At 59.1% G+C, this 9,680-nt stretch carries 7 protein-coding genes, 1 tRNA gene, 2 rRNA genes and 1 pseudogene (1 of these 11 only partly in view); 7 read left to right on the top strand and 4 right to left on the bottom strand.

Annotated features, from left to right (window positions below; genetic code table 11):
- The 5 genes from FZ934_RS12450 to FZ934_RS28155 form a co-directional block, all read left to right on the top strand.
- Nucleotides 1-914, top strand: a 23S ribosomal RNA gene (locus tag FZ934_RS12450); it begins 1,886 nt to the left of the window's first position.
- A gap of 220 nt (nucleotides 915-1,134) precedes the next feature.
- Nucleotides 1,135-1,249: ribosomal RNA gene (rrf, locus tag FZ934_RS12445) — 5S ribosomal RNA — on the top strand.
- 236 nt (nucleotides 1,250-1,485) lie between these two features.
- Nucleotides 1,486-1,562, top strand: a tRNA-Met gene (locus FZ934_RS12440).
- Nucleotides 1,563-1,635: 73 nt separating this feature from the next.
- Complete coding sequence (locus tag FZ934_RS28160; RefSeq protein WP_246737799.1) at nucleotides 1,636-1,779, top strand: hypothetical protein; 144 nt, start codon at nucleotides 1,636-1,638, stop codon at nucleotides 1,777-1,779.
- Nucleotides 1,780-1,788: 9 nt separating this feature from the next.
- A complete protein-coding gene (locus tag FZ934_RS28155) occupies nucleotides 1,789-2,115 on the top strand; it encodes a hypothetical protein (RefSeq protein ID WP_246737798.1) in 327 nt (108 codons plus the stop codon).
- 444 nt (nucleotides 2,116-2,559) lie between these two features.
- Here the strand turns inward: FZ934_RS28155 and FZ934_RS28150 are convergent.
- The 4 genes and pseudogenes from FZ934_RS28150 to FZ934_RS12420 form a co-directional block, all read right to left on the bottom strand.
- Nucleotides 2,560-3,366 (bottom strand): annotated as a pseudogene (locus FZ934_RS28150) (recombinase family protein); the annotation flags it as partial.
- Between the two features lie 88 nt (nucleotides 3,367-3,454).
- Complete coding sequence (locus FZ934_RS12430; protein ID WP_153271319.1) at nucleotides 3,455-4,291, bottom strand: recombinase family protein; 837 nt, start codon at nucleotides 4,289-4,291, stop codon at nucleotides 3,455-3,457.
- A 159-nt stretch (nucleotides 4,292-4,450) separates the two neighbouring features.
- Nucleotides 4,451-5,248, bottom strand: a complete 798-nt coding sequence (locus FZ934_RS12425; protein WP_246737797.1) for a hypothetical protein — start codon at nucleotides 5,246-5,248, stop codon at nucleotides 4,451-4,453.
- 622 nt (nucleotides 5,249-5,870) lie between these two features.
- Nucleotides 5,871-6,206: a hypothetical protein gene (locus FZ934_RS12420; RefSeq protein ID WP_153271317.1), complete on the bottom strand. Its 336-nt coding sequence runs from the start codon at nucleotides 6,204-6,206 to the stop codon at nucleotides 5,871-5,873.
- Nucleotides 6,207-7,047: 841 nt separating this feature from the next.
- On the opposite strand from FZ934_RS12420, the gene FZ934_RS12415 reads away from it, so the two are divergent.
- The gene (locus FZ934_RS12415) at nucleotides 7,048-8,226 is read left to right on the top strand and encodes a hypothetical protein (RefSeq protein WP_153271316.1); all 1,179 of its coding nucleotides are present in this window, start codon (nucleotides 7,048-7,050) and stop codon (nucleotides 8,224-8,226) included.
- A 331-nt stretch (nucleotides 8,227-8,557) separates the two neighbouring features.
- Nucleotides 8,558-9,610 (top strand): hypothetical protein, encoded by a 1,053-nt coding sequence (locus FZ934_RS12410; protein WP_153271315.1) that lies wholly within the window; start codon nucleotides 8,558-8,560, stop codon nucleotides 9,608-9,610.
- Nucleotides 9,611-9,680: the final 70 nt, after the last annotated feature.

Raw genomic sequence — 9,680 nt, 5'->3', positions numbered from 1 at the left:
GTAACGACTTCCCCGCTGTCTCCAACATAGACTCAGTGAAATTGAATTCCCCGTGAAGATGCGGGGTTCCTGCGGTCAGACGGAAAGACCCCGTGCACCTTTACTATAGCTTTACACTGGCATTCGTGTCGGCATGTGTAGGATAGGTGGTAGGCTTTGAAGCGGGGACGCCAGTTTCCGTGGAGCCATCCTTGAAATACCACCCTTATCGTCATGGATGTCTAACCGCGGTCCGTTATCCGGATCCGGGACAGTGTATGGTGGGTAGTTTGACTGGGGCGGTCGCCTCCGAAAGAGTAACGGAGGCGCGCGATGGTGGGCTCAGACCGGTCGGAAATCGGTCGTCGAGTGCAATGGCATAAGCCCGCCTGACTGCGAGACTGACAAGTCGAGCAGAGACGAAAGTCGGTCATAGTGATCCGGTGGTCCCGTGTGGAAGGGCCATCGCTCAACGGATAAAAGGTACGCCGGGGATAACAGGCTGATGACCCCCAAGAGTCCATATCGACGGGGTTGTTTGGCACCTCGATGTCGGCTCATCGCATCCTGGGGCTGGAGCAGGTCCCAAGGGTTTGGCTGTTCGCCAATTAAAGCGGTACGTGAGCTGGGTTCAGAACGTCGTGAGACAGTTCGGTCCCTATCTGCCGTGGGTGTAGGAATATTGACAGGATCTGTCCCTAGTACGAGAGGACCGGGATGGACATATCTCTGGTGGACCTGTTGTCCTGCCAAGGGCATAGCAGGGTAGCTACATATGGAATGGATAACCGCTGAAGGCATCTAAGCGGGAAACCAACCTGAAAACGAGTATTCCCTATCAGAGCCGTGGAAGACGACCACGTTGATAGGCCGGGTGTGGAAGCGCAGCAATGTGTGAAGCTTACCGGTACTAATAGCTCGATTGGCTTGATCGTTCTCATTGATCAATGCTCATCGAACAAAGTTCGATGAGCCATCATCTCTTGTCCTGACGCGCCAAAGGCGCTGCGGACGGCCCGCGCCACGAGGCGCGACGGCTTACCAGCCTGTATGGGTGCAACAAGCATCGTCCAGGCGGCAAAGAGAAAGACGTGTTCAAAGACTAAGAAGAAGGCTCTGCCTTCACCAGCTTCTCAATTTGTTGCGCTTCGCTGACCTGGTGGTTATGGCGGGGCGGCTGCACCCGTTCCCATTCCGAACACGGCCGTGAAACGCCCCAGCGCCTATGGTACTTCGTCTTAAGACGCGGGAGAGTCGGTCGCTGCCAGGTCTGCCAAGCGCAACAACAAATCTTCTCTGATCGAAATCTTCGGCCCAGCCGAAACAAAAGGGCCGCGTAAGCGGCCTTTCTGCTATAATGGGCCCGGAAATAATGGGATGCGCATCGTATCTGCTCGTGCGTCCCTTACAGGAGACAAATCGCCTTCGGCAATTTGCTCCGGCACAGTCCGTCATCGCTAAAGCGACGACGTAGCCGCGATAAATCCCAAAGGGATTTACGCTGGACGCGGGGTGGAGCAGCCCGGTAGCTCGTCAGGCTCATAACCTGAAGGCCGCAGGTTCAAATCCTGCCCCCGCAACCACTGAGACTTGAATATTTGACCATTCAAGTCGTTTAACAGAAAGCTCCTCCGCGTAAGCGTCGAGGAGCTTTTTTTGTTTCTGCTCCGTGTCGAGTTCGCCGGCACGCATCTTCTCCAGATAATCATGCTGCTTGAGTGCCTCGAACCGCTTCTCCATGATCGTCGCCGCTTCCATCGCGGCAAGGATCGAGGCGATCCGGCCATGCACTTCGAGTGATGCCGGCTGGTGGCCCGGCGTCTTGCCGATGACCACCTTCTGGATGAACTGGCGGACGATGTTGATGAACGGCTGCTTCGTCTCGGAATCGGCGTGCTCACGCATGTAATAGAAGGCGGAGTTGAGGATCAACTCGACGGCTTCCGGGCTGACCTCCGCCTTCAGCTTCTTGATCTTCTCCTCGAAATCCTCTTCGGCCGGTGCTTGCTTCAGCCGTGCTTCAAGGCCGGCGCGACGCTCTTCGAGTTGGTCGAGCATATCGTCGAGGGCGGCGAGGCGAGGTCGGCCTTCGGCGGCACGATTGCTGATCTGCTGAATAATCTGGCGCTGCTCTAGTTCGGCAGCCTTCAATTCCCCGGAAATGCGCTGGCGCTCGTCAGGTTCGTTCTTGACGAACGCTGCAAGGTTGCGGCGCGCCTGTCCGGCGACATCGTCGAACACACCCATGCCGAAGAAGGCGGCGGGGAGGCAGGACAGCACCCGGTCCTCCAGGTTCTTGCGCAGGATAGTCTTCTGGTTGGAACAGCAGGCGCCGCCGAGGCCATCGACCGGCAGCTTGCTCTTGTGGTTTGAGCAGCCATAGCGCTCCTTGGCCATGATGGCGTAGGAACCGCTACACTCCGCGCATTCCAGCATGCCGCTCAATAGGTAGCTCGGCCGGTGTGTCCGGTTCAGCCGATTGGTGGTGGTCCGGGAAAAGTTCTCCAGTGTCGTCAGTTGCCGTTCTTTCACCCGCGCCCAGAGTTCGTCGCTGACGATGCGCATGGATGGAACCTCGGTCACGATCCACTCGCTTTTGTCGTTGAGGCGCGCGGTACGGCGTTCCGTCTCCGGGTTCTTGCGATAGTTCTGCTTATTCCAGACGATCCGGCCGACATAGAGTTCGTTGTGGAGGATGCCGGACCGCCGCTTGCCGTCACCACGGATTGTGTCGTCGCGCCAGTACTTCTTCTCCGGGGCGGGAACGCGGCGGGCATTGAGGTTGTCAGCGATCACCGCCGGACTGACGCCGTTTGCATATTGCTCGAAGATCCAGCGCACGATCTCGGCCTGGGCAGGGTCGATCTCGCGCAGGCCCTTGATGCGGTCACCGTTGGCGTCGCGCTGCTGGCCCAGGCGGTAGCCGTAGGAGAGGCGGGTGGTTGCGGTACCCTTGCGCGCCGCCGTCTTCATGCCTTCTCTCGTACGGTAGCGGATCTGCTCAACCAGTTCATGGCTGAGTGTGGAGCGCATATGCAGTTCGATATGACTGATCTCCTGGCCGGCCTGAACCGTCCAGATCGCCGTGTCGTGATAGTTGAGTTCTTTCAGGATCTTCGAGCTGTGCTCGACGTCGCGCGACAGTCGGTCGACGGTGACACAGAGCACGACATCAATCCGCTCGCGCTTTACATGCGCCAGTAGTTGCTGGATGCCGGGACGCGATGTGAAGGAGGTTCCGCTGATTGCGGAGTCGGCATAGGTCTCGACCAGCTTCCAGCCCCTGTCGGCGACAAACGTCTTGCCGAGTTCGATCTGTGTTTCGATCGACACCTCGTTCTGGCGGTCGGTGGAGTAGCGGGCGTAGAACAGAACGTTCTTGGTCATGTGTAGGCTTCCATCTCAAACAATCTCCTTGGTGAACACTGGCCGGCTTTGCCGGCCAATGTGATGCAGATCTGCTCGTGGTGCTGGGCTATTCTGTGCCGCCCCGTGCTGCCAGACGCTGACGCTGCTTCACGCGGTGCCAGAGATCCTGGGTGACGATCTGAAGCGCCGGCACGAAGTCGCAACTGGCGCGGCCCGGTATCCAGAAGCGGCCGAGATAAATCTGATCGTTGAGAATGCCGGTACTTTGCGTGCGGTCACCGCGGATCGTGACGTCGCGCCATGCCTTGCCGCGAGGGCCGGCGATACCCAGTGTGTTGAGGAGTGCTGCAATCTTTGCAGGCGACATGCCCTCGGTATACAACTGGAAAATCTGCTGAACCGCGTTGGCAGCGTCTGTATCCACCGCCGTGAAACCGAGGATGTATTGTCGGTCGGCGTTGAAGGCGCCCTTATAGCGGTAACCGAATGCAAGGGGCACGAGGTGTTCATCTTCCCGCAGGTCATCGGGCACGTGGGCAATGTGGCTACCCTTGGCAAACATGTTGCTGCCGTCATCGATATAATGATCGGACAGGTTCCGGGCAGTGATCCGCTCACCAGGATCGGCGACCCAGAGTTCGATGCCTTTGCGAGCGAGTTCGCTCAACAGTCGGCTGGCGATATCAAATCGCGAGCACAACCGGTCTAGCGTATGGCAGAGGACGATATCGATCGCCTCGCGCTCGATATGGGCGAAAAGCTTGCGCACGCCTGGCTGCGCCATGAAGACGACTTCGCCGATGTCCTCGTCAGCATAGGACTTCACGAAGGTCCAGCCATTCTCCTTGATGAAGCGGTGCCCGTAGTAGAGCTGCGTTTCGAGGCAGGCATGGTCATGGTATCCGGCAGAATGGCGTGCGTAGAACAGAACGTTCCTGGTCAATGGAGTGATCTCCGTTCGAACTGGCTAAGTCGGGGGACATGGTAACCGGCGGCGGGGGGCTTGAGAGCCCCGTCGCGATGCCGGGTCATCATGGCCCGGCAGGTGTGGGGTGCCGGCGGCAATAATTGCCGCCGATAAAGTGCCGCTCCTGAGCGCTGGTCAGTAACCCATCGTGGCGCGATAGGCCGCGGCCGCATCGGTGTTGCCGCCAATCCAGCCATGCTCCTGAAGCTTGAGCAGGCTGTCGACGACGCCATCGCGCGCGCCGCACCACGTCCAGCCGGTATCGGCGGGGCGGATAATGAAGACCTCGGTGGCTGTCACCTTGATCCGCATTGCGCCGGTCTCCGCCTTGACGGCTTCGCGAAACAGGCGGTCCAATTCCTTGATCCGGCGTTTCTGTTCGGCCGTCAGGTGCGCCGGCTGGACGCGGGACGGGGTCTTCGGCGGGATATGCGTCGCGGGGATTCGGTGGGTGAGGACGAACACACGGTGCACTTTCTTGCGCCGCCAGGGTGCCCGGTCGATATCGACCATCAGGCCGTTGTTGGTCACGTCGCAAAACAGCTCACCACTGATCGCTACGCGGTGGTTGCCCAGAAAAACGACGCAGGGATGGCTTTGCTGGATTCCCGTCCTCTGCTTGAGGTACGCAGCAAGGGTCGGGCGACCTTTGATGTCGTGCCATTCTCCCGCATAACCCAGCGATCGCAAGGTGCTCTCGATCTCGTCGTCGCGTGTCTTCGTGATCGCGGGAGCGCGGCGGAGGTTCACCCAACCTGCGCCATGACGGACGAGCCGCACGGCATCCCGCACGCGCGACATCGATGCGCCCGTGATGGAAGCCATGGCTACTGTGCCGGAATACAGCCGGCATTTGGTGTCGTTGTCGATATCGTGGAGGTGGTGCGTTTTAACCGCAACGATGGCAGACGGATGCTGGATGATATTCGACATGGAATCTCCTTGTGCTCGTGGATCGTCGTCGCTTTCGACGGCGATCCACGCGGAGAACTTCCTCGCGCATGCGGCCGGTGCAGATTCCGAGACCGGAATCATCCCTGCACTCGATGTCCCGGGACGGCTGGATCGTGGCGCCGTCGACATGGAAAACGTGAACCATGGGCGCCTCCTTTCCGTTACGGGCTGGCCTGTTGAACACTTGTCGGCGCCAATAGCGCACAAAGCTTGGCACTTCTCAAGTGTCCTTATCTGCGTGACTGTTAATGCCGGTTTGCCGAAAATTACCGGAATTCCCGAAATGGCACGGCCGGAATCGTTGATCTGCGGGAAAACGCCATCAGCGACCCAAACGGCGATAAGTCATTGTTAGGCATAGAGTTATGAGAATTGTGGCTGATGTGCAACACACTTGTTGAGCAGTGACCTGTCCCGTCAATCATGGATCGCGTGTCGGCCACGCGTGCCCCGCCAGAGTGCTCGAAACATTCGATTCAGGATAAACGGCGTTTAACCGAGTAATGGGGGGAGGTGTCGTAGAGATTGCAAACGCCGTTAGGCGTTCGAGTGGCAGCGCAGGGTGAGCAGGCCGGGACCGTAGGCAGGTAGACGAAACCGCTCAGTCGCCCTCGTCGGCACCTTCAGGATAAAGCAGATGGGGCTTGCGGCGGAAGGGCCAGTCGCCATCTGCGTACTTCTCGACGAGCTCATCGAAGACGGTGCGGGACGCGCGTTCGTCGAAACCCTGCCGAACGAGCATCTCGATGACGAGAGACCGAAAGGATTCCAGCGCGTCGTGGCTCCCCTTCGCCACCATGCTCGAAATCGACATAAATAGCGCGGTGCGGGCCACATCGTCGCGTCCGGGGCGCTTGGCCTTTCGATCGGCATCACGCAGCTTCTGTTGTCGCTCGCGCTGTTTGCGGTTGCGGATCTCCTCGGACTTCGCTGGCATGCACTCTTCCCCGTCAGATTTCCGGCTACCGATGCCAGACCGTTGTTGCCACGGCAACGCCGTTTGCATGGAATCGGAAATCCCGGTTTATGAATCGTTTTTTTGAGGTTCTGAATCAAATGAGCGCAATTTGAGATCAATTGCGGGCACGTTGAGACAGGTCGAGATAAGCTGGCGAGGGACAAACGGCGGTCGTGAATCAAATGACCAGCGTTTGGAATCAAAAATATCGGACCTTGAATCAAATGAGCGCAATTTGTCTCGACGTGCGGACACGTTGAAATGACCTGTGGGCAAGCTGACGGAAATCGCAGAGGGCTTCCTGTCGCGCTTGCGCCTGCAGACCCATCTCCATTCCGGCCTATGAGGCGGCGACGAACCAAAAACTTCCCGGTGGGTTCATCCGCGAAGTCGCATGTCATACGTCAGCCGTTCGCGCGGAATATGTCATCTTCGGATGGAAATCGAGCGTCGTTCTTAGACGGCGATACGCTGACTTCGTGTTTACTTCGTCGCGTGTTTCCGTGACGACAAGACTACTTCGTGAAGGCCTTAAATGTGGGAGATCGGGTGTCCGGCTCCGGATTCTGTATTTTGTCGTGAAATAATGCCGATCAAATATGAAGTGAAAAATTTCTAGTAATATCGTATATATTGACATTAATTGATTAATGCGTCATTTATACGTAAATATAACCGCCGGAAACTAAAGATGATAATCGAATGTATACTATGAAGATATTTTACTTGAATTTGCATTACATCTGAATTGGCGCGATCATATATTCATCCGATGCGTTTTTCGTCGGATATATTGTAGACGCGTCACACGGAGACTTCCATGCGCACCAGAAATACCAAGACCACTGCGACCGCCGCCTTCTCCTATAACTACGAAGAAGAGGGGATCGGGCACACAACGCGCGATCTGCTCGAAAGCAGCGCGGCCCATATCTTCGACCTCGGGCGCCGCACCACCGAGCAGACTTTCGAGCTCGGCGATCATCTGGCGAAAGCCGCGGACCTGTTGGCCGACGGCCGGTTCGACAAATGGGTAAAGATGCGCTGCGGCCTCGCACCGCGCAGCGGTCGCAACTATATGGCGGTGTTCCGCAACCTCGGCCATGTTCGAGATGAACTGGTCGATCTCTCGGTCGGCGCGACGGTGTTGTTCCACCTGAGTTCGGCAACCGACGATCAGGTGAAGGCGGCCATTGCCTTTGCCGAGGAGAACGGGCGCCTTCAGGTCGCTGACGTGAGGGCCATTCTTGCCGGCGGCGAGGAGGGTGGTGACAAGGCCGAGAAGGCCGATCAGTTCTCGACCGGCGGTGTTGGCGGGCTGAAAGTGTTGATTGCGACCAAGATCCGCGATGGATTGAAGGCGTTCATCGAGCACCTCGTCACGATCTGCAAGGCGGTCGAGGCTGCGTTGGGCAGAAGCCGCGTGATCAAGGAAGCGCTGGCGAAGGAAATCCAGGACATCGCCCGCGTCGCGCGTCAGGAACTCGAAAGCCTGGCCTTGTTCCTCGAGCCGGAGCTCGATTATGGCCGCAACACCCGTCCGACCAAGTTCCCGAAAGGAAGCGGCTGGGCCGAGGTCAACGATACACTCTATAGATTGGGTGGTGTCGATGGCTGGCCGAAGTCGAAAGACATGCGTGACTGGCTTGCGCTGCATGTGCTTCCGGTGCTCGGCTGGGCGGTGTCCAGAGAGCGGAAGCCGGAATGGCCGCTTGCGGCGCCAACTGCTCCGGCTTCCGAACCGGCGGTTCCGGCAGAAGCGGACAGCGTCGGCGATCGTCACGATGTCGAGCCGGCAATGTTGGACGAGATCTCGACTGATGTCGATGTCCCGGATGAGGTGATCGACCGGTTCGGCGCGGCGCTGGAGGAGGCGACGGGCGGCTTCATGACGGTCAGCCGTGAGGCGCCGCGCAACCGCAAGCAGTTTGCCAGGGTGCCGGCGCTTGCCGATGACAGCGTTGCCGAGGCTGGACTCGCACCCGCCGTCACGCCTTAAGATGCAGTTGCATGAAGGCCGGTGAACCGGCCTTCCCGCCAAACTCGAAAGGGCCGCATGTCGGCCCTTTTCCTTTTGTCTGATGACGGCGAGTGAAACGCTGAGGCCGACCGTTGTGATCGCCGGAAGCGTTCATCGTGACCGAACGTTGTGAGCCCGACGTTAACCTTGTACCGGCTTCGTTCTCTTTTTTGTTCCCGGGTCCTTGAGCCCGGCTCCCGGTCCTGCCAGGGTAAGGCCGTTCGGAAGACCGGACGCAAAACGGCCCAAGCCGATGCTGGTAACATCGACAAGGGCCTGACCCTCAGCCTTCTGGAAAAGGAATCGGGCTATGACCACGCATACTCTCTCTGTCCCCGCCGGGGAAGTTCTCCGTTCGACCGCGGCTGCGGCGTCCGCCTTCTCGCAGCGCTCGCTCGGCCTTGGCGCCCGGAGCAGCATCCACGAACCGGCCGTGCTGCGCCGCCATCCGCATATCGTTCGCTTCGCCGAGGTCGAGGCCGATCTTGGTCTGCTGATCGATCGCGCCATTGCCGCCATCGCCGACGGTGAGCCGATCGACGACGAGATCCTCGGTCACTACGTTCACATCGCGTCGCTCGTCCGCGCGGTGTCGTTCCGGGAAGGCAAGCTGCTCGAGCAGGCGGTCGAGCGTCTGGCAAAAGCCAACCCGAACATCACGGTGCTGACCCAGTCGCTGAAATTGCCGCTGGTGAAGGCGGCGCTCGAAGCCGTGTCCGGAAACGACTGGCAGAGTCTTGATGGGGTCAAGCTCGATTGCGAAGCACCCGCGAAGGGCAGCTATACGCCGGACCTGATCGTCGTCAACCGCGCCCGGCACACCGCCTACATCCTCGACCTGAAGCGGTCGTTGGCGTCGTACGGCGACACCAGTCGTCTCGAAGAGTTGAAGCTGAAGATGATGGCGTCGGCGATGGTGCTGCCGGACTGGCTCTATAAAAACCACAAGCGCCTGATGGTCGACACGGTGGAGGTCGCGATCGTCGACGGCGCCAGCCGCCCGAGCGACCACGCCACCGGCATCTGGGCCTTGTCCGAGATCGACGACCTGCTGGAGATCGACGGTGTCGCCACCTGCATGGCCGAACTGCGTCTGCGCTTCGGCCGCCGCGTGCAGCAGCTTCTCCAAGCCGAAGCTAGCAAGGCGCTCGGTGTGATGATGGTCGCTTCGGCCTCGGCCGTTTCCGGCAAGTCGCTGATTGCCTTGAACGGTCCCGCGCGAAGCTACGAGGAAGAGCAGGCGATGGCCGCGCCGGATGAGGATGATGGCCATTACGATCTTGGCTGCTTCGACGATCAGGACGACGAGCCCGAACCGGTCCGTATCCGGGTCGGCTTCGCCCGCCGTCCACGCCGGCACTGACGAGCCGCCAGCTTAACGGTACTGATCGCGGCCGCGCCTGAAACGCGTGGCCGGCTTCTCCAGTCCTTTC

It is taken from the genome of Rhizobium grahamii (assembly GCF_009498215.1).
In the GTDB taxonomy this organism is placed as follows: Bacteria; Pseudomonadota; Alphaproteobacteria; order Rhizobiales; family Rhizobiaceae; genus Rhizobium; species Rhizobium grahamii_A.
Note: the sequence above shows the minus strand (reverse complement) of the source record. Positions and strands in the feature narration are given on the sequence as shown.